This is a genomic window from Bradyrhizobium iriomotense, assembly GCF_018129405.1.
Classification (GTDB): domain Bacteria; phylum Pseudomonadota; class Alphaproteobacteria; order Rhizobiales; family Xanthobacteraceae; genus Bradyrhizobium; species Bradyrhizobium iriomotense_B.
Genome location: NZ_JAFCLP010000021.1, coordinates 113,010 through 131,886, shown reverse-complemented (window position 1 = coordinate 131,886; position 18,877 = coordinate 113,010). Strand labels below are relative to the sequence as shown.

Here is an 18,877-nt window from a genome sequence, read left to right as displayed (position 1 = left end):
GACGACGCACAAACAATGAATTGGCAACGAATAAGACAAATGTAATCAATGCGAATATACCCGCATGGTAAGCAACCGACGATCCACTGACGGCGAGTACCACAAACCCAAATGAAATGAGGACAACGCCAAGAAACGGCCACCACTCTACTGAACAGACGTAGCTAACGCGCGCTGATTCCGCCTCCTTCTCGAAACAGATTTCGCACTTTTGAATGTTCACCAACGGACGAAGAGTACGAGTGCCAGTGAGTCCGGAAAACGCAATCCGTGTTTCACTAACCACTATGTCTTTCGCGCCTTCGGAACGAAGTGCTTCAGCAATTCTATCTCTAAGAGCTAACACTTGCGCGGACGTCAAGAGAGGAACGAGCAACACGCCAGCGAAACCAAAAGGCATCATCGCTATTCTAGCCCCGAGCCTCATTTGAGCGGCGACAATAGTGTATTTGATGGTGGCCCCGCATAGAAAAGCTTTGTCACCTGATCCGTGCTGCTTATGCCAAGGCCAGTAACAGTACCCAATGTAGGTCCATAAGTATTATATCGGGTGTTGTCGGAGGCAGCCCGTAGGATGGGTTGAGCTCTTCGCGAAACCCATCACCACCATATCTCAGATTGTTGAGTTTCGCTTCCGCTCTACTCATTCTACGTGCGATCCAGCCGGCTAGGCGGGCGGTCAGTCGGACGATGACCGCGATTGCGGAGGGCGGTGATGGGGAAGAGATGGGTTTCGCAAGGGCTCAACCCATCCTACGGGTTACGAGCTCCGGGGCGATGCGCAGCATCGAACTATGGTGCGCAATTGCGCACCTGAGAATCTCGAGATTCCGGGTCTGATCCTGCGGACCATCCCGGAATGACGGGGCAGGTGGCAAAGCGCCCCTCACTTCGCCTTCTGCATCTTGGTCACCGTGTACCCCGAGGTCGCCTCCTCGGCCTCGAAGGTCACCTTGTCGCCGACCTTCACCTGCTTGAGCATTGCGGCGTCCTTGACGCGGTAGACCATGGTCATGGGCTCCTCCATGCCGAGGCTCTTGGCCGGCCCGTGCTTGAGCGTGATCTTGCCCGCGCTCTCGTCGATCTTCTTGACCTCGCCGCTGATCGAAGTGCCTTCGGCGGCGATGGCTCCGGCAGCAAGGCTCATGGTCAGCGCCAGCGCTGCAGCGATGCGGATGATGCGGTTCATAGGAATCTCCACTGTTTACTTGACGGTGACCTGGCCGACCATGCCGTACTCGCGATGGTCGGGGATCAGGCAGGAGAACTCGAAGGTGCCTGCCTTGGTGAATTTCCAGACGACCTCGGCCGTCTTGTTCGGCGCAAGCCGCACGCCGTTGGGCTCATCATGCTCCATGTGCGGATGCTTCTTCATCACCTCGGCATGCGCGAGATTCTCCTTAGGTGTCGCGAGCAGGAACTCGTGGTCCTCCTTGCCCACATTGCGGAGCACGAAGCGGATCTGTTCGCCGCGCTTCACATTGATCTTCGACGGCTCGTACGACATCTCGCTCAGCGCGATCTCGATGGTGCGCGCCGGCTTCTTGGGATCGCCGGGCTCGCCCGCCGAAAAGGACGTATGGCCGTGATTTTCGTGCGCGCCGGCGGACGAGATCGAGAGTGCTGCCAGCGCGAGGACGAATGTGACGGTCTTCTTCATTTTAGTCTCCAGTTGGTGGTTCATCGAAACGCTCACATCTTCATGTTCTTCATCGGCGGGCTGCCGGGTTTCTGCCGGGCCGGCTCAGCGGCCGGCGCGGTGACCTCGTAGGCGACGGTGCCTTGCGGAAATTTGTACGGCCCGGGATCGCGGTAATCGTCGCGCGCGAGGCCCTCGCGGATCTTCATCACCGTGAACATGCCGCCCATCTCGATCGGCCCGAACTGGCCGGTGCCGGTCATCATCGGCAGCGTGTTGTCGGGCGCGGGCATCTCCATGTTGCCCATCGCCATGCCGGTCGAGCCCATGGCCATGCCGTCAGGCGCGAGCTTGCCAACGGCCTTGGCGAGATCCTTGCGCGACACGCCGATGAGGTTGCGCACGTCGTGTCCCATCGCGTTCATGGTGTGGTGCGACTTGTGACAGTGGAACGCCCAGTCGCCGGGATTGTCGGCGAGCACGTCGAACACCCTGACAGCGCCGACCGGAACGTCGGTGGTCGTCTCCGGATATTGCGCGCTCTCCGGGATCCAGCCGCCGTCGGTGCAGGTCACCGCAAAACTGTGGCCGTGCAAATGGATCGGATGGTTGGTCATGCTGAGATTGCCGATGCGCACGCGCACCTTGTCGCCGAGCCTGACGGGCAGCGGATCGATGCCGGGAAATACCCGCGCATTCCAGGTCCACATGTTGAAGTCGGTCATCTCGTTGACATGCGGCAGATATGTGCCGGGATCGACGCGATAGGTGCTCATCACGAACACGAAGTCGCGGTCGACGGGTCGGAAGTTCGGATCGCGCGGGTGCACGATGAACATGCCCATCATGCCCATCGCCATCTGCACCATCTCGTCGGAATGCGGGTGGTACATGAAGGTCCCACTCTTCTTCATCTCGAATTCGTAGACGAAGGTCTTGCCCGGCTCGATGTGCGGCTGGTTCAATCCGCCGACGCCGTCCATGCCGCTCGGCACGATCATGCCGTGCCAGTGCACGGTGGTGTATTCGGGCAGTTTGTTGGTGACGAAGATGCGGACCTTGTCGCCCTCGACCGCTTCGATGGTCGGGCCCGGCGATTGGCCGTTATAGCCCCACAAATTCACCTTCATGCCCTCGGCGAACTCGCGCACCACGGGCTCGGCGACGAGATGGAATTCCTTCCAGTCGCCATTCATGCGGAACGGCAGCGACCAGCCGTTCAGCGTGACCACGGGGCGATAGTCGGGGCCGCTGATGGGGTGCAGCGGCGGTTGCATCACCACCTTGTCCATGGTGGGTGCTTCCGGAATCGAAGCGGCCTGCACACGGCCGCTGATGGCCGACGCGCCGGCAAGCGCGGCGGTGCCCAAAAATCCTCGGCGGGAAAACATCTTGGCCTCCATCTCAGTGGCCGCCGCCATCGGCAGGTGCTGCCGCGGCGATGGTGGTTGAAGTCTCGCCGCCGGCGGCAGGCGCGCCGCCGCCGTTGACGGCGGTCTGCAAGTCGGCCTGGGCCAGGAAGAATCTCTGCCTGGCGTCGATCGCGCCGCGCAGCGACGCGAGGCGCTGCCGCGCTTCGGTGAGCAGTGCGAAAATATCGACCTGCATGCTGGAGAAGCGCAGCTGCATTTCCTCGGTGATGATTTTCCGCAAGGGGATGATCTCGCGCTGGTAGTGGCCGGCGATGTCGTAAGTGGAGCGATAGACACGATAAGCATCGCGCGCTTCGGAGCGGACATTCACGGCCCGCTCGGTCAGGCGGTTGAAGGCGAGATTGTAGGTTTCGGCAGCCTGCCGCACCCGCACCTCGCCGCCGTCGAAGATCGGGATCTGGAACTGCACGTCGAAGCCGCGTTCGCGGAACGGCGGCCCTTCCGGATCCTGGGTGCGGCGGGAGATGCCGGCGAGATCGAGCAGCGTCACGAAACGCGTCGCCTCGGTGAGGTTCAGGGCCTTCGCCAGCGCGGCCAGTTCCAGCCGTGCGATCTGCAGGTCGATGCGATGCGCCACCGCATCGGCCTCGATCGTGGGCAAGGTCTGCGGCCGTCGCGGCAGCGGCGGCAGTTGATTGGGCAAGCGGAAGTCGAGACCGTCGTCCCACAGCCCCATCAGGCGCGCCAGCCGTTCGCGCGCGCTCGTCGCCGTCTGCCGCGCGGTGGCGAGATCGGCGGTGGTTTCGGCGTAAAATACCTGCTCGCGGGCCTGGTCGAGCTTGTTGAGTGAGCCGGTCTCGCCGAGCTTGGCCGCGAGCTGCGCGGTCGATTCCGCCGTCGCCTTCGCATCCGTCAGCAGCACCACCATCTCGTTGGCGGCAACCGCGCGGACATAGGCGCGGCGCACGTCCGCGGCGAGCCGCAGCGTCGCCAGGGCAGCGCGCAATTGTGCCTGACGGAAGCGGTCGCGCGCGATCTCGGAGCGGAACGGCAGCGTTGCGAGGGCGAGAATGTCGCCGACCACCTGGCGCTCGATCTCGTTCGCGCCATTGCCCGAGATTCGCGAGATCGAGAACACAGGATTGGGCGGTAGGCTCTGCTCGACCTGTTCGGTTTCGGCTAGCGCCAGCTCGTTGTAAGCGGCTTGCAGCCCCTTGTTGTTGAGCAGGGCGATCTGCACGGCGGTCTCGATGGTCAGCGTGCGCGCCAGCAACCGGCGGACGGTCGCGTCGACGGCCTCGGCGCCTTCGGCCGATCGGACGAAGGCGACGTGCTTTTTGATGGTCTGGTCGGTGAGGTCCGAGACCGTCGTCATGCCGCCGTCCGGCGAGAACGCCATGCAGCCGGCAAGACCTATCGATGAAAGCCCGAACGCGCCGAGCACGAGCAGGCCCCGCGCAAAATGATGTGCCATGGCGCGCTCCTACCGGTCTTGCTTCGGTTGCGGCGTGACGGCGTCGTTGCGGTCCCGCCATGGTGCCGGCGTCGTGGGCCGCAGGCTGGTATAGGGCGCAATGGTCGAGCGATAGCCGACGTGTGCCACCTTCGCCGCCGGATCGGCGGGGTCGGCGCTGGCGACGTGTGTCGTTGCCGGCATGCAGCCCGACAGCGCCAGCGCGGCAAAGGCCAGCAGCCAATTGAATCGAAAGTGTCGTCCACCCACCGCAGATGCGGCGGCAGACTTCGCCCCGGGGGAAAGCGCAAGCATGATTTATCCCTGATCTGGAAACCACAGGTTCGCGCGCGCAGATGCGCGCTCGGACCGACGTCGTTGCGTCAGATCAGGCGATGGGGGGGCGGTAGTGCTGGGGCGGCGCCGCGCTGTGCAGGCTGGCCACGATCTCGGGCGCGCAGGTCGACGTCGGCTGGACCGGTGTGGCGACGATCGGCAGATCGGCCGGCAACGCGCTAACGCACATCATCGCACAGCACGGACCCACTGTTCCCTTGTCGCCATGATTGTGCGGAGCGGGTGCGTCCTTCGCAGCGGTCTGGTGATGCGCGTGGGTTCCCGCATGTTCGTGCGAGGCATCGCCGTGCTGATGGCTCGCCATCTGGTGATGCACCGGCACGAGATCAACCAGCAGAGCCTCGTCAGCAAGGCACGGCGCCGGACCATTGCCCCAGGCCAGCGCTACTGCCGGCGCGAGCACGCAGAACAGATAGGCGAGGGCGATGATCCGCCCCACCCTGATCCGCATCGATCGCGTCAACCGCAACAACATTCCGCCGATAGGCTCCTCGCGCGGCAAGGTTGCACACGCTGATTGCAAACTAATGGCAAAGCGCGGTTTCGCCAAGCACCTTCTTACCGCAGTGCACCGCGCATGCCCAATATATCGCCACGTTGGTTGACCCTCGGTTGATCCGCGGGTCATGTTCCGGCCCGTGCACGCACCAATTCATCCCGGACAAACACCTGATTCGTTCAGCCCTGATTCCCGTCAGGCCTGGATGCGGCTCGTCATTGCGCTGGTGATCGGCTCAATCGGCGCCGTCGGCATGTGGGCGGTCGTGGTTGTGATTCCCGTGGTGCAGGCGGAATTCGGTGCCACACGCGGCGCAGTGTCGCTGGCCTTCACGCTGATGATGTTCGGTTTCGGGCTGGGCGGCGTGATCGCCGGCAAGATCACCGACCGGTTCGGCATCGTGTCCGCGATGGCGATCAGCATTGCTTTTCTCGCCGTCGCCAATGTGCTTGCGGGCCTGTCAACTCAGCTCTGGCAGTTCGTCGCGGCGTATTTCCTGATCGGCCTCGGCACCTCCGCGACCTTCGCGCCGCTGATGGCGGAAGCCTCGCACTGGTTCGAGCGCTACCGCGGACTTGCCGTGACCATCGTCGCCAGCGGCAATTACGTCGCCGGCACGATGTGGCCGCCGATCGTGAACTGGGGCACGCAGACCGCCGGCTGGCGCTACACCCATATCGGCATCGGCATCGTCTGCGCGAGCACGATGGCGCTTCTGGTCCTCGTCCTGCGCGCGCAGATGGGCGACGACCATGCCCGCGATCATGCCAACGCGCCGCCGCCGCGGGTCGATCTCAAGCTCTCGACCAACACGCTGACGGTGCTGCTCTCGATCGCCAGCATCTCCTGCTGCGTGGCGATGGCGATGCCGCAGGTCCATATCGTCGCCTATTGCGGCGATCTCGGCTATGGCGTCGCGCGCGGTGCCGAGATGCTGTCGCTGATGATGGCCTGCGGCATCGTCAGCCGCATCGGCTCGGGCTATCTCGCCGACAAGATCGGCGGCATCCGCACGCTGCTGGTGGGATCGCTGGCGCAAGGTTTTGCGCTCGTGTTCTATTTGTTCTTCGACAGCCTTACCTCGCTCTATCTGATCTCCGCGATGTTCGGCCTGTTCCAGGGCGGCATTGTGCCGAGCTACGCCATCATCGTGCGCGAGGCGATGCCGGCGAGCGAAGCCGCAACCCGCGTCGGCATCGTGATCTTCGCTTCCGTGTTCGGCATGTCGTTCGGCGGCTGGGTGTCGGGCGTGATCTTCGATGCCACGGGCTCCTACGGCGCGGCTTTCGCCAACGGCGTCGCCTGGAACGCGCTCAATATCGGCATCGTCGTGCTGCTGCTGATCCGCTCGCGGATGGGTTCGGTCAAGACCGGGCCGGGTTTTGCGACTTAGACGGCCTGTCCTGCTTTCAGTAACGAGCAGCCGGTGATCTTGTAGCTGCCGTCCGGCTGCTGCTCGAGCGTGTAGAGCGCCTCCCAGGCTTCGCCATTGGCATCGACGATGTGGACGCGCTGGGCGATCCAGTTTCCTTCGCTCTTGCTCTCGCCAAATTCAAAACTCTGGTGACGATAGACCGGCGCGTAGCCGTTCTGCACCATGGACATGAAGATGTCGGGTGCGGGGAAGATCTCCTTGATCGTCGGTGCGGCATAGGAATAGGCGGCCGTGGCATCGTCGCGGACGAACGCCTGCTCTTGGGCGCGGATGACGCCCTGGGCCGTCGCGACATCGTCGGCAAACGCCGAAACGTGACTACAGGCAACAATGAGAGCGACCAGCAAGGCTGCGATGCGCATGACAGGCTCCGCGTGGATATCCCGACGGAGGGCGATCCTAGCACATCTGCGGCGCCAGGGCGTGTACTCATGAATCACGCGCTTGGCTTGGTGATCCCGATGCCCGCTCATCCCTCAACGGCGGCACAAACAGCAGACATCGTTGAAGGTCGCCGATGGGCCAGGTGCGGACATCAACAGGACGATGCTAGAGTCATGGCAGTGTCGTCGGGCAATCCGCCAATAATGCCGAGAGACCAACCGCCAAAGAGAGAGACAATAAGCATCGCTTTCATCCTTCACCAGGAGATCGACGTAACAGCACAATTTGCCCGCCGGCATCGGGAGTCTGCCTAGGCTCTTTGCACTTGCAGCGGGACCGGCCAGCTTGATCCGTCCAGCTTCAAACCAAAGCTATTGTGCCGCACCTTGCTGCTTGCTTGCGACAGGACGGCTGCTTCGGTCACGGGCTGCCCTCGGCAGCTCCCATGACGCTACCGGACTCATTCACCACAGCAATCATCTCATTCGATAACCTCGTCGGCGCGGGCAAGCAAGGTTGGCGGAACAGCGATGCCGAGCGACTTTGCGGTGGTGAGATTAATGATGAGTTCGAATGTCTTTGGCAGCTCGACTGGTAGATCGCTTGGATGCGTACCCTTTAGAACTCTATCGACATAATAGGCCGCGCGGCCATAGTTCTCACAAAAGTTCAACCCATAGGACATCAAGCCGCCGGCTTCGACATATTCTCTGACCTGGAAGATCGTCGCCAATTGGTTTTGTACCGCAAACTCTGCGATCTGTTTCCGATAGGCAAAAGTGAGCGCCTCCTGTAGTGTGATGAGTGCTTGGCAATGGAAATGCGCGCCCGCAGACAACAGCCTCTCCAGATCGTCAGTTGACCGGACTTCAATCGGCTCGATAAAGACCCCGGAGGCCTGTCCACCGGTTTTGAGCTCCAGCAGTTCCAACATCTTGCCAGCGTTGCCGGGATTATGCAGGACACATACGCGCGTGAGGTTCGGCGCGACGGCCTTCAACAATTCGATCAGTTTGGCGCTTGTTGATGGCAGGAAATTCGATACTCCGGTGATATTTCCGCCGGGACGCGCCAAGCTCTCCACGATACCGCTGGCCACTGGGTCACTTACCGCCGCAAAAACGATCGGAATACGGGTCGTTGCCCGTTTGGCGGCCTGGGCTCCAGGTGTAGATGTCGCGACGATCAGGTCCGGATTCAATCGGACAAGTTCGGCGGCAAACTGGGAATATCGATCAACGATGCCTTCCGTCCACCGAAGCTCCAGCTTGAAATCTCGTCCCTCAGTCCAGCCAAATTTGCGCATACCGGACAGAAAACAAGCAAGCAGAGTCTGGCCGACAGGCGACGACGTACCGCCAAGAAATCCGACTCTCGCCGGTGCTGAGCGCTGCGCCCTCGCAACGAATGGCGACACCGACACGCATGCGGCGCCAACCATCCCGATGAACTCGCGACGTCCCATGTCGGCCTCCCGGCTGCGCCGGCAACATCAGAGCAGGCTGAAGCTACCATAAGTCCCTAGTAGAGAATAAGGCTCTCAAGCCCCTTACGAATAATTGGTCGCAGCGAGGCGACTGTCCGCTTCCACTAGCGCTTTCGCTTCGTCGCCGGCTTCGTCGTCTTGGACGTGCGCGCCTTGGCCCTGGCGGCCGTCTGCACCCGCAGACCGTCGACGAACACGTCGAGCATGCGCAAGACCGAGGACTGCCAGCCGGGCTGGTCGTGCATGTAGCACATGCCGAAGAACGCGCGCAGCAGGTCCTCGGGACTGATGTCGGCGCGCATCTCGCCGGCCGCGACGGCCCGATGGAGCAGCGATCCGATCGCCGTGGTCAGGCGCTCGAAGGAGAAGGCATGCAACTCGGACCCGCTCTGCACTGCGAGTGCCAGGGCTGCCACCATGCCCTTCTTGGTGGCAACGAATTCGACACCGGAACGCAGCCAGCGCCTGAGCGCGTCGACCGGGTCCTTCGTAGTCTTCAATTGTTCGGCAAGTTCGCTGAGCTGCTCGACCTCGCGCCGGTACACCGCCTCGAACAGATCCTCGCGTGTCGGGAAATGCCGATAGAGCGTGCCGATGCCGACGCCGGCGCGTTTCGCCACGGCTTCCAGGCTCGCCTCGGGCCCGCCGGCGCTGAACACGGCCTTCGCCGCCTCGAGCACGCGCTCGCGATTGCGCACGGCATCGGCGCGGGGCTTTCGGATCTGGTCGGTGTGGTCGTCCATATCAGGCAATGTAGATCACGAATTGGTTAGATTGAACCCTTGTTGAACCCTTGGCTGGCTGCATCGCGTTGTACGCGCACGGGCTTTGACGAATTCCAAATATTTCCGGGCGGCCCTTGTTAAGCGGAGGGTGCCTCCGTATCTTCGTGCATGCGTCGGCCCGGATCGTGTTGGGGCGACGCTATTCGACGGCGGCCACGGAGGTGGCGCGCTGAGCGATGAGCCATGTCCATATCTGATCGGAGCCTTGTATGAACCACTCCATCAGCCTCACCGTGAACGGTGCGCGGCGCGACTTCGTCCTCGACGATCCGCGCGTCACGCTGCTCGATCTCCTGCGTGAGCGCCTCCACCTGACCGGAACCAAGAAGGGATGCGACCGCGGCCAGTGCGGCGCCTGCACCATTCTCGTCGACGGCAAGCGCATCAACTCCTGCCTCGCACTCGCCGTCAGCCACGACGGCGCCGATATCCTCACCATCGAAGGCGTCGCGCGCGGCGACCAGCTGCATCCCGTGCAGGCCGCCTTCATCGCCCATGACGGATTTCAATGCGGCTTCTGCACGCCCGGCCAGGTCATGAGCGCGATCGGCATGATGCAAGAGGCGCAGGCCGGCAACGATCCCGAACGCATCCGCGAATGCATGAGCGGCAATCTCTGCCGCTGCGGCGCTTATGCCGGCATCGTCGATGCCGTGCTCGAGGCGCAGGCCGGCATGGACGAAACCAATCAGAGGCGCTCCGCATGAAACAGTTCGACTATGTCAGGCCTGCCACGGTCACTGAAGCCGTTGCCGCCGCCGCCCAGCCGGGCGCTGTCTATCTTGCCGCCGGCACCAACCTGCTCGACCTGATGAAGGGCGGCGTCAGCCGTCCGGATCGCCTGGTCGATGTCACCCATCTCGACGGGCTGGATCAGATCGAGACCCTCGCCGATGGATCGTTGCGCATCGGCGCGCTGGTCAGCAACGCCGATCTCGCGCATGACCCGGGCTTTGCAACATCCTATCCGGCCGTCGCCGAGGCGTTGCTCTCCGGCGCGTCAGCGCAATTGCGCAATGCCGCCACCGTCGGCGGCAATCTGCTGCAGCGGACACGTTGTGCGTATTTCTACGACACTGCCAGCCGCTGCAACAAGCGTGAGGCCGGCACCGGCTGCGACGCTAGAGACGGCGAGAACCGCGGCCATGCCGTGCTCGGCTGGAGCGAGAGCTGCATCGCCACCCATCCGTCCGACTTCTGCGTGCCGCTCGTCGCGCTCGATGCCGTCGTCGAGATCGAAGGCAGGAACGGACGGCGAGAGATCGCGCTCGACGAGCTGCATCGCCTGCCGGGCAATACGCCAGAGCGTGAGTCGGCGCTCGAGCCCGGCGACCTCATTGTCGCGTTGCGTCTGCCGCCCGCAGCGCGCGGATTTTCCGCGCATGCGCGTTACCTCAAGGTCCGCGAGCGCACCTCCTATGCCTTCGCTGTCGTCTCGGCGGCGGCCGCGTTGCGGATCGAGAACGGCAAGATTGCGGAGGCGCGGCTGGCGCTCGGCGGCGTCGCCGCAAAGCCCTGGCGCGCCCGTGCCGCGGAAGACGTGCTGAGGGGTGTCGCGCCCACGGCCGACGCCTTCCAGGAAGCCGCCTGGCGTGCGCTCGCCGATGCAAAACCGTCCGGCGACAACGCCTTCAAGATCGAGCTGGCGCGCCGCATCGTCGTACGCGCGCTGACCCTTGCCGCTGCCGGCACGCCCGCGCGCGTCCCCGCGCTGCCGGCCTCTCCCTTTGCCTCGACCTCCGGAGCCATTCATGCCTGAGCTCAACCTGACCAGCGCTCCCGCCCATTTGCGGCACGGCTCGAACATCGGCCAGCCGCTGACCCGCCGTGACGGCGTCCTCAAGGTCAAGGGGCAGGCGACCTACGCCGCCGACAATCATCCGCCCGGCATGCTGTTTGCGGTGACGGCCGTCTCCGGCATTTCGCGCGGCCGGGTGGCCTCGCTCGATGTCGTCGCCGCAAAACGTCATCCCGGCGTCGTCGACGTCATGACGCCGGACCACAAGCCACCGCTTGCGGTCGACCCCGAGATCAAGACCAATCCATTCGTGTTCCGGATGGAGGTGTTGCAAAGCGACGAGATCCGCTACGCCAACCAGCCGATCGCGGTGGTGATCGCGGAGACGCTGGAGGCGGCGACGGAAGGTGCTGCGCTGCTGGCGCCGCGATATGAGGTGCAGCCCGCGCTCGTCGGCCTCGATGCCGGCGAAAGCTTCGTGCCGCCGGTCGTCGGTGTCGGCAATCCCACGGAGCTTCACCGCGGCGATGTCGAGGCGGGTCTCGCCTCGGCCGAGAAGCAGATCGACGCGATTTACCAGACGCCGCCGCAATATCACAACGCGATGGAGCCGCATGCGATCGTCGCCTCCTGGGACGGCGACCGCCTGCAGATCGACATGCCGACCCAGGGCCTGATGCTGTCGCTGGCGCGCATCGCCGAATTGTTCGGCATCGCGCACGACAAGATCCACATCCGCAGCCCGTTCCTCGGCGGCGGCTTCGGCTCCAAGGGATTGATGGCCGGGCCGCAGACGCTCGGCATCATGGCGGCAAAGCTCGTCGGCAGGCCGGTCAAGCTGGTGCTGCGCCGTGAGCAGATGTACGGCCCGGTCGGTCATCGCGCGCCGACGCGGCAGCGCTTGCGCATCGGCGCCGACGGCGAGGGTCGCCTGACGGCGCTCGATCATCACGCAAGGACGGTGTCGAGCACGTTCGACGATTTCTACGAGCCCGCGGCCGATGCTTCGCACACGCTCTATGCGGCGCCTGCGATCCGCACCTCGCACGACGCCGTGCGCGTCAACACCGGCACGCCGCTGTTCATGCGCGCGCCGGGGGAGGCGACCGGCTCGATCGCGCTGGAAAGCGCGATTGACGAGATGGCCTGGGCCTGCGGCATGGATCCGCTCGCTTTCCGCCTGAAGAACTACGCCGAGGTCGAGCCGATCTCCGGCAAGCCGTTCTCGTCCAAGGCACTGCGTGCCTGCTACGAGCAGGGTGCGGCGCGGTTCGGCTGGGCGAAGCGTTCGCTCCAGCCGCGGCAGATGCGCGACGATGCCGGCTTCCTGGTCGGCTGGGGCGTGGGCACGGCGACCTTCCCGGCGCTGATGTTCCAGGCCCAGGCACGCGCAGCAATCCGCCGCGATGGCTCGGGTGTCATGGAGATCGGCGCGCATGACATGGGGCAGGGCGCCTGGACGGCGCTGGCCCAGATCGCGGCCGATGCCGTCGGCCTCGATATCGACCGCGTCGAGTTCAAGGCCGGCACGTCCGACCTGCCCGATGCCGGCATTGCCGGCGGCTCGGCCCATACCGCGACAGCAGGTGCGGCGATTCACAGCGCCGGCGCGGCCGTGATCGCAAAGCTCGCCGATCTCGCCACGAACGACGAGCGCTCGCCGTTGTTCGGCGCCGGCAATGCGGGGGTGATCGCGCGGGACGGCAGGCTGGTCCGGCGTGACGACGAGAGCCGCAGCGAGAGCTATGCCGAGATCCTGGCGCGCGCCGGCGTTGCCGAGGTCGAGGCCGGCGGCACCGGCGCGCCGAATCCAGCAGCGATGGAGGAATATGCGATGCACGCCCATGGCGCGGTGTTCGCGGAGGTGAAGGTCGATCCCGAGCTCGGGCAGGTCCGCGTCACCCGCATGGTAGGTGCCTTCGCCGCGGGGCGGATCGTCAATCCGCACCTGGTGAAGAGCCAGCTGTTCGGCGGCATGATCTGGGGCCTGTCCTTCGCGCTGCACGAGGAAGCCATCACCGACCGCCGCAGCGGCCGCATCATGAACGCCAATCTCGGCGAGTACCACATCCCCGTGAATGCCGACGTGCCGCCGCTCGACGTCATCACGGTCGACGAGCACGATCCGCATGTCAATGCGCTCGGCATCAAGGGCGTCGGCGAGATCGGCATCACCGGCAGTGCCGGTGCGGTCGCCAACGCCGTCTGGCATGCGACCGGCGTGCGCGTCCGCCGCTTCCCGATCCGGATCGAGGAGTTGCTGACGCAGTCCTGAGAGGTAGAAGGCGGGGCGAGACATTCTCGCTCCGCCGCGTCCTGCTAGTGCAGCTTCTTGCGGACCGCCTTGAGCGCCGCGCGCTGCATCTCGATGTAGTCGGCAATGGCCTTGCGCAGCTCGCGCGAATGGAGCTTGTCGGCATCGCGCTGGACTTCGTCGAGCGCGGCTTCTGCATTGGCGAGCGTGATCTTCATCTGCGAGCCCTGTTACGAAGCGGCCCCGGAGTGCCTAGGAGTCCGGGGCCATAACCTCAGCACCTCTGCGCCAGGCTGCTCGGCTACGGTTCCGAATATATAGCGGTTCAGCCGGCAGAAATTGAGCTGGCTCAAGCTCCGTAAGATAACGGTGGCTCCGTATGATTGCGGAGGGGCTGATGGCGCGTCAGAACGTCGGCGGCGTGCAGGCCGAGATCACCTCGCACGGCTTGCCGCCGACGCAGCGGAAGCGATGCGGGCGGCGGCTCTCGAAATAATAGGCATCGCCTGGATTGAGAATCCGACGCTCGTCCTCGACGGTGACTTCGAGCTTGCCCGATATCACGATGCCGCCTTCCTCGCCGTCATGGACGAGATGGACGCGTCCGGTGTCGCTGCCGGGCTCGTAGCGCTCTTTCAATATCTGCAGGCTGCGGCCGAACAAATTGTCGCCGACCTGCCGATACGAGATCGGCTTCTTGCCGACCTCCGTCAGCTCCTCGGCGCGGTAGAAGATCTTGCGCCTGGACTCCGGCTCCAGCGCGAAGAACTCGGCGAGCCCCATCGGAATGCCGTCGAGGATGCGCTTGAGCGCGCCGACCGACGGGTTCATCTGGTTGGATTCGATCAGCGAGATCGTCGAATTGGTGACCCCGGCGCGCTTGGCGAGTTCCCGCTGCGACAGCTTGTGGCGGGCCCGGATGAATCGCAGCCGTCCACCGATGTCGACGCTCATAGCCAAGTCCTGTGTTGCAGGTGTTGCGGATCGCGCAAATATGGACCGGGCGCCCCAGTGAAATCAATGGCTTGCAGGTCACCAGAAAAGGACTTGTTGCGCTTTCCCAGCCGTGGCTCTGCTACCCCGTCAGCAAAGGAGCGCGGCCGTGACCCTTCATCAGATTCCGAACACTATCAAGACCGACTCGTTCTGGATGCCGTTCACGGCCAACCGGCAGTTCAAGAAGGCGCCGCGCCTGTTCTCCTCGGCCGAGAGCATGCACTACACCACCGTCGACGGCCGCAAGGTGATCGACGGCTCCGCCGGCCTCTGGTGCGTCAATGCCGGCCACGGCCGCAAGCAGATCGCCGCCGCGGTCGAGCGGCAGCTGATGACGCTGGATTTCGCGCCCACGTTCCAGATGGGCCATCCGCTGGCCTTCGACTTCGCCGAGCGGCTCGCCGAGATCGCGCCGAAGGGCCTCGATCGCGTCTTCTTCACCAATTCCGGCTCCGAGTCGGTCGATACCGCGCTGAAGATCGCGCTCGCCTATCATCGCGCCACCGGCCAGTCGAGCCGCACCCGCCTGATCGGCCGTGAGCGCGGCTATCACGGCGTCGGCTTCGGCGGCACCTCGGTCGGCGGCATGGTCGCCAACCGCCGCGCGTTCGCGACCCTGCTGCCGGGCGTCGACCACATCCGCCACACCCACGATCTCACCCGCAACGCCTTCGCCAAGGACCAGCCCGAGCATGGCGCCGAGCTTGCCGACGATCTCGAGCGTCTGGTGGCCCTGCACGGCGCCGAGACGATCGCCGCCGTCATCGTCGAGCCGGTGCCGGGCTCGACCGCGGTGCTGCCGCCGCCGAAGGGCTATCTGCAGCGCCTGCGCGAGATCTGCGACAAGCATGGCATCCTGCTGATTTTCGACGAGGTCATCACCGGCTTCGGCCGCCTCGGCACGCCGTTCGCCGCCAACTTCTTCGGCGTTACGCCGGACCTGATGACGACGGCCAAGGGCATCACCAACGGCACCATTCCCTGCGGCGCGGTGTTCGCGAGCCGCAAGGTGCATGACGGCATGATGGTCGGCCCCGAGAACCAGATGGAGCTGTTCCACGGCTACACTTATTCCGCGCATCCGACCGCCTGCGCCGCCGGTATCGCGACGCTCGACATCTACAAGGACGAGGGCCTGCTCACGCGTGGTGCGTCGATCGCCGAATACTGGCGCGATGCGCTGCATTCGCTCAAGGGCCTGCCGAACGTCGTCGACATCCGCAATTGCGGCCTGATGGGCGCGGTCGAGCTGGCGCCGCGCGACGGCGTCGTCGGCGCGCGCGGCTATGACGTCATGGTCGACTGCTTCAACACCGGCCTTTACTTGCGCATGAGCGGCGACAGCTTCGCGATGTCGCCTCCGCTCATCGTCGAGAAGAGCCACATCGACCAGATGGTCTCGATCCTCGGCGACGCCATCAAGAAGGTGGCCTGATAATTGCTCTCGCCGTTGCGAGTTGTTTCCTTGCAGCGGCGAGCGTGATGCCGCGGGAGTTTGACCAAGCGTGAAAGTTCTGATCCTCGGCAGCGGTGTCATCGGTGTCACCTCTGCCTACTACCTCGCACGTGCCGGCCATGACGTGACGGTCGTCGACCGTCAGCCGGAGCCGGCACTGGAGACCTCTTTCGCCAATGCCGGCGAGGTGTCGCCCGGCTATTCCTCGCCCTGGGCCGGTCCCGGCGTGCCGGTGAAGGCGGTCAAGTGGCTCTTGATGAAGCACGGCCCGCTGGTGATCCGGCCGAAGCTCGACCCCGTGATGTGGGTCTGGCTGCTCAAGATGCTGCGCAACTGCACCAGCGAGCGTTACGCGGTCAACAAGAGCCGGATGATCCCGATCGCGGAATACAGCCGTGACTGCCTGCGCGATCTGCGCCGCGACATCGGCATCCAGTATGACGAGCGCTCGCAGGGCACGCTGCAGCTGTTCCGCTACCAGTCCCAGCTCGACGGCACGGCTGAGGACATCGCCGTGCTCAAGCAATATGGCGTGCCCTTCGAGGTGCTGAGCCGCGAGGGCTGCATCGCGGTCGAGCCGGCGCTCGGCGGCGTGAAGGAGAAGTTCGCCGGCGGGCTTCGCCTGCCGCAGGACGAGACCGGCGACTGCCACATGTTCACGCAGGCGCTGGCCAAGCATGCTCAGGCGCTCGGCGTGCGCTTCATGTTCAACACCGGCATCGACCGCATCGTCACCGACGGTGCGCGCGTCAGCGGCGTCGCTACCAGCGCCGGCCTGTTGCAGGCGGACGCTTACGTGCTCGCACTCGGCAGCTGGTCGCCGCGGCTCGTCGCGCCGCTCGGCATGTCGCTGCCGGTCTATCCGGTGAAGGGCTATTCGATCACGGTGCCGATCAAGGACGCCTCCGGCGCGCCGGAATCCACCGTGATGGATGAGAGCTACAAGGTCGCGATCACCCGCCTCGGCAATCGCATCCGCGTCGGCGGCACCGCCGAAATCTCCGGCTATTCGAGCAAGCTGTACGATGCGCGCCGCGCCACGCTGGATCATTCGCTGACCGACCTGTTCCCGCGCGGCGGTGATCTCTCCAAGGCGACGTTCTGGAGCGGCCTGCGCCCGATGACGCCGGACGGGCCTCCGGTGATCGGCCCGACCCACTACGCCAACCTCCACCTCAACACCGGCCACGGCACGCTCGGCTGGACCATGTCCTGCGGTTCGGGGCGCGTGCTCGCCGACATGCTGTCGGGCAAGAAGCCGGACATCGATGTGAGTGCGCTGTCGGTGGATCGGTACAAGTACAGGTTTGGGTAAGGCTCTATCCCCTCGTCATTGCGAGGAGCCCTTGCGACGAAGCAATCCAGAGTCCTTTCGTTGAGGCAGTCTGGATTGCTTCGCTGCGCTCGCAATGACGGCGGAGCTACCCCGTCCCCGTCACGCAATTCACCCACAGCACCACCGCTTTCGCATCATTCGCCGGGTTCGAAAACCGGTGCGGCCTTCGGCTGGCAAATCGAAAGCTGTCGCCCGTCTTCAGCGACCACGTCTCGCTGTCCACCGTCAGCATCATCTCGCCCTCGAGCACGAGGCCGGCTTCTTCGCCGTCATGGGTGTAGAGCTCGTCGCCGGTGGAGCCGCCGGGCTCCAGATGCACCAGGAACAGGTTGAGCCGGTTGTCGGCGCTGGCCGGGCTCAGCAATTGTTTTGAGACGCCGGTGCGCCAGAGCTTCAGCTCGGGGCGCTGCAGGCCGCGCGTCACCACCTGGTCGGATGCACCGTCGGCGCTCGGGCTCGCGCCGAACAAGGCGGCGATGCCGACGCCGAGCACGTCGGCGAGCGTCGCCAGCACCCGCAGCGACGGCGACGACAGGCCGCGCTCGATCTGGCTGAGGAAACCGATCGACAGCTCCGTGCGCGCCGCGACCGTCTCCAGCGAGAACTGCCTGACGCGCCTGAGGTCGCGGATGCGGCGGCCGACCGCGACGTCCATCGCCGGCTCGGCCGGCTTGGTGATAGGTTTGGCCTTCACCTTCCTGGCCGGCTTTGCGGCGGCCGGTTTGCGCATTCTTTTGCCACCGCTCACGTCAAACCGCTTCCTTCATGTGCATGAAAACCGCTTGCATCACCCGCGAAAGTGTGACCAAATTTTCATATTGGTGAAAATAGGCCGAAACGGCTTGGCCCGCAACGTCTGCGATCAAGACATCCGCGAGCGCCGCCATGGGCCGGACCCAAAGGGGGATGTGATGAAGCGTTTTGCTCAGGCCGCCGTTGCGGCACTCGCGCTGTTTGCCGCCGCGCCCGGCTCGGCGCAGCAGGTGCTGAAGGTCGGCTCGACGCCGACAGGCATTCCCTTCACCTTCCTCGACACCAAGACCAACACCATCCAGGGCATCATGGTCGATATCATCACCGAGGTCGGCAAGGACGCCGGCCTCAACGTGCAGATCGAGCCGATGGCGTTCTCGGCGCTGATCCCGTCGCTGACCTCGAGCAAAATCGACATCATTGCGGCTGCGATGTTCATCACCGCGCCGCGCAAGGAGGTCGTCGATTTCTCAGACCCGATCTACACCTACGGTGAAGGCCTCGTGGTGCCGAAGGGCGATGCCAAGGCCTACGCTGCACAGGAGGATCTGAAGGGCGAGACGGTCGGCGCGCAAGTAGGCACCGCCTTCGTCGATGCGCTGAAGAAGTCCGGCCTGTTCGCGGACGTGAAGGCCTACGACACCATCCCCGACATCCTGCGCGACGTGAACACCGGCCGTCTCAAGGCTGGCTTCGCCGACTATCCCATCCTCGCCTATAACCTGAAGCAGGGCGGTTTCCCCGACGTGCGTCTCGTCGACAGCTACAAGCCCGTCACCGTCGGCTCGGTCGGCATCGGCGTGCGCAAGGGCGAGAGCGCGCTGCTCGGCAAGATCAACGCGTCGCTGGCAAAGCTGAAGGCCAACGGCACCATCGACAAGATCCTCGAGAAATGGGGCCAGAAGGCGCAGGGCTGATTGGCAAGACCCGATC

The 18,877-nt window shown here is 64.3% G+C and carries 20 protein-coding genes; 7 read left to right on the top strand and 13 right to left on the bottom strand.

Translation table 11 applies throughout. From position 1 onward, the window contains the following. Nucleotides 1-886 precede the first annotated feature (886 nt). From JQ592_RS31510 to JQ592_RS31485, 6 genes are all read right to left on the bottom strand, one after another. Nucleotides 887-1,189, bottom strand: coding sequence for a copper-binding protein (locus tag JQ592_RS31510; protein ID WP_211406627.1), 303 nt, complete (start codon nucleotides 1,187-1,189; stop codon nucleotides 887-889). Nucleotides 1,190-1,204: 15 nt separating this feature from the next. After that, a complete protein-coding gene (locus JQ592_RS31505) occupies nucleotides 1,205-1,660 on the bottom strand; it encodes a cupredoxin domain-containing protein (RefSeq protein WP_211406626.1) in 456 nt (151 codons plus the stop codon). Between the two features lie 32 nt (nucleotides 1,661-1,692). Beyond that, nucleotides 1,693-3,030 carry a multicopper oxidase family protein gene (locus JQ592_RS31500; protein WP_211406625.1) on the bottom strand — a complete coding sequence of 446 codons (1,338 nt, stop codon included), beginning with the start codon at nucleotides 3,028-3,030 and terminating at the stop codon, nucleotides 1,693-1,695. A 13-nt stretch (nucleotides 3,031-3,043) separates the two neighbouring features. Next, the gene (locus JQ592_RS31495) at nucleotides 3,044-4,486 is read right to left on the bottom strand and encodes a TolC family protein (RefSeq protein WP_211406624.1); all 1,443 of its coding nucleotides are present in this window, start codon (nucleotides 4,484-4,486) and stop codon (nucleotides 3,044-3,046) included. Nucleotides 4,487-4,495: 9 nt separating this feature from the next. After that, a complete protein-coding gene (locus JQ592_RS31490; RefSeq protein WP_211406623.1) occupies nucleotides 4,496-4,780 on the bottom strand; it encodes a hypothetical protein in 285 nt (94 codons plus the stop codon). 73 nt (nucleotides 4,781-4,853) lie between these two features. Then, nucleotides 4,854-5,297, bottom strand: coding sequence for a hypothetical protein (locus JQ592_RS31485; protein ID WP_211406622.1), 444 nt, complete (start codon nucleotides 5,295-5,297; stop codon nucleotides 4,854-4,856). A 151-nt stretch (nucleotides 5,298-5,448) separates the two neighbouring features. On the opposite strand from JQ592_RS31485, the gene JQ592_RS31480 reads away from it, so the two are divergent. Beyond that, a complete protein-coding gene (locus tag JQ592_RS31480; protein ID WP_211406621.1) occupies nucleotides 5,449-6,714 on the top strand; it encodes an MFS transporter in 1,266 nt (421 codons plus the stop codon). Here the strand turns inward: JQ592_RS31480 and JQ592_RS31475 are convergent. The 3 genes from JQ592_RS31475 to JQ592_RS31465 all read right to left on the bottom strand — a co-directional run bounded on the left by JQ592_RS31475 (nucleotide 6,711) and on the right by JQ592_RS31465 (nucleotide 9,369). Then, nucleotides 6,711-7,118, bottom strand: coding sequence for a DUF4864 domain-containing protein (locus JQ592_RS31475; RefSeq protein WP_211406620.1), 408 nt, complete (start codon nucleotides 7,116-7,118; stop codon nucleotides 6,711-6,713). The genes JQ592_RS31480 and JQ592_RS31475 overlap by 4 nt on opposite strands. Before the next feature lie 503 nt (nucleotides 7,119-7,621). Further along, a complete protein-coding gene (locus JQ592_RS31470; RefSeq protein WP_211406619.1) occupies nucleotides 7,622-8,605 on the bottom strand; it encodes an ABC transporter substrate-binding protein in 984 nt (327 codons plus the stop codon). Between the two features lie 125 nt (nucleotides 8,606-8,730). Next, the gene (locus JQ592_RS31465) at nucleotides 8,731-9,369 is read right to left on the bottom strand and encodes a TetR/AcrR family transcriptional regulator (RefSeq protein WP_211406646.1); all 639 of its coding nucleotides are present in this window, start codon (nucleotides 9,367-9,369) and stop codon (nucleotides 8,731-8,733) included. Nucleotides 9,370-9,620: 251 nt separating this feature from the next. Here JQ592_RS31465 and JQ592_RS31460 point away from each other — a divergent pair, with 251 nt between their 5' ends. From JQ592_RS31460 to JQ592_RS31450, 3 genes are read left to right on the top strand one after another with little or no spacing between them, the layout of a single operon-like run. Next, nucleotides 9,621-10,118 carry a (2Fe-2S)-binding protein gene (locus JQ592_RS31460; protein ID WP_211406618.1) on the top strand — a complete coding sequence of 166 codons (498 nt, stop codon included), beginning with the start codon at nucleotides 9,621-9,623 and terminating at the stop codon, nucleotides 10,116-10,118. Further along, nucleotides 10,115-11,170, top strand: coding sequence for an FAD binding domain-containing protein (locus JQ592_RS31455; protein WP_211406617.1), 1,056 nt, complete (start codon nucleotides 10,115-10,117; stop codon nucleotides 11,168-11,170). The genes JQ592_RS31460 and JQ592_RS31455 overlap by 4 nt, the downstream gene beginning before the upstream one ends. Continuing rightward, nucleotides 11,163-13,424: a xanthine dehydrogenase family protein molybdopterin-binding subunit gene (locus JQ592_RS31450; RefSeq protein WP_211406616.1), complete on the top strand. Its 2,262-nt coding sequence runs from the start codon at nucleotides 11,163-11,165 to the stop codon at nucleotides 13,422-13,424. Before JQ592_RS31455 ends, JQ592_RS31450 begins: the two co-directional genes overlap by 8 nt. A 44-nt stretch (nucleotides 13,425-13,468) precedes the next feature. Here JQ592_RS31450 and JQ592_RS31445 read toward each other — a convergent pair whose 3' ends face one another. Both JQ592_RS31445 and JQ592_RS31440 read right to left on the bottom strand, forming a co-directional pair. Then, complete coding sequence (locus JQ592_RS31445; RefSeq protein ID WP_211406615.1) at nucleotides 13,469-13,621, bottom strand: hypothetical protein; 153 nt, start codon at nucleotides 13,619-13,621, stop codon at nucleotides 13,469-13,471. Nucleotides 13,622-13,808: 187 nt separating this feature from the next. After that, the gene (locus JQ592_RS31440; protein WP_018646206.1) at nucleotides 13,809-14,357 is read right to left on the bottom strand and encodes a cupin domain-containing protein; all 549 of its coding nucleotides are present in this window, start codon (nucleotides 14,355-14,357) and stop codon (nucleotides 13,809-13,811) included. A 148-nt stretch (nucleotides 14,358-14,505) separates the two neighbouring features. Between JQ592_RS31440 and JQ592_RS31435 the strand changes: the two genes are divergently transcribed. Continuing rightward, complete coding sequence (locus JQ592_RS31435) at nucleotides 14,506-15,834, top strand: aspartate aminotransferase family protein (protein ID WP_211406614.1); 1,329 nt, start codon at nucleotides 14,506-14,508, stop codon at nucleotides 15,832-15,834. Nucleotides 15,835-15,904: 70 nt separating this feature from the next. Beyond that, nucleotides 15,905-17,170 carry a D-amino acid dehydrogenase gene (locus JQ592_RS31430; RefSeq protein ID WP_211406613.1) on the top strand — a complete coding sequence of 422 codons (1,266 nt, stop codon included), beginning with the start codon at nucleotides 15,905-15,907 and terminating at the stop codon, nucleotides 17,168-17,170. Between the two features lie 106 nt (nucleotides 17,171-17,276). Here JQ592_RS31430 and JQ592_RS31425 read toward each other — a convergent pair whose 3' ends face one another. Beyond that, nucleotides 17,277-17,921, bottom strand: a complete 645-nt coding sequence (locus JQ592_RS31425) for a helix-turn-helix domain-containing protein (RefSeq protein ID WP_211406612.1) — start codon at nucleotides 17,919-17,921, stop codon at nucleotides 17,277-17,279. Nucleotides 17,922-17,940: 19 nt separating this feature from the next. Then, nucleotides 17,941-18,078 (bottom strand): hypothetical protein, encoded by a 138-nt coding sequence (locus JQ592_RS31420; protein ID WP_211406611.1) that lies wholly within the window; start codon nucleotides 18,076-18,078, stop codon nucleotides 17,941-17,943. A 24-nt stretch (nucleotides 18,079-18,102) separates the two neighbouring features. Between JQ592_RS31420 and JQ592_RS31415 the strand changes: the two genes are divergently transcribed. Then, entirely contained in the window at nucleotides 18,103-18,861 is a 759-nt protein-coding gene (locus JQ592_RS31415; protein WP_211406610.1) for an ABC transporter substrate-binding protein, read from the top strand. Nucleotides 18,862-18,877: the final 16 nt, after the last annotated feature.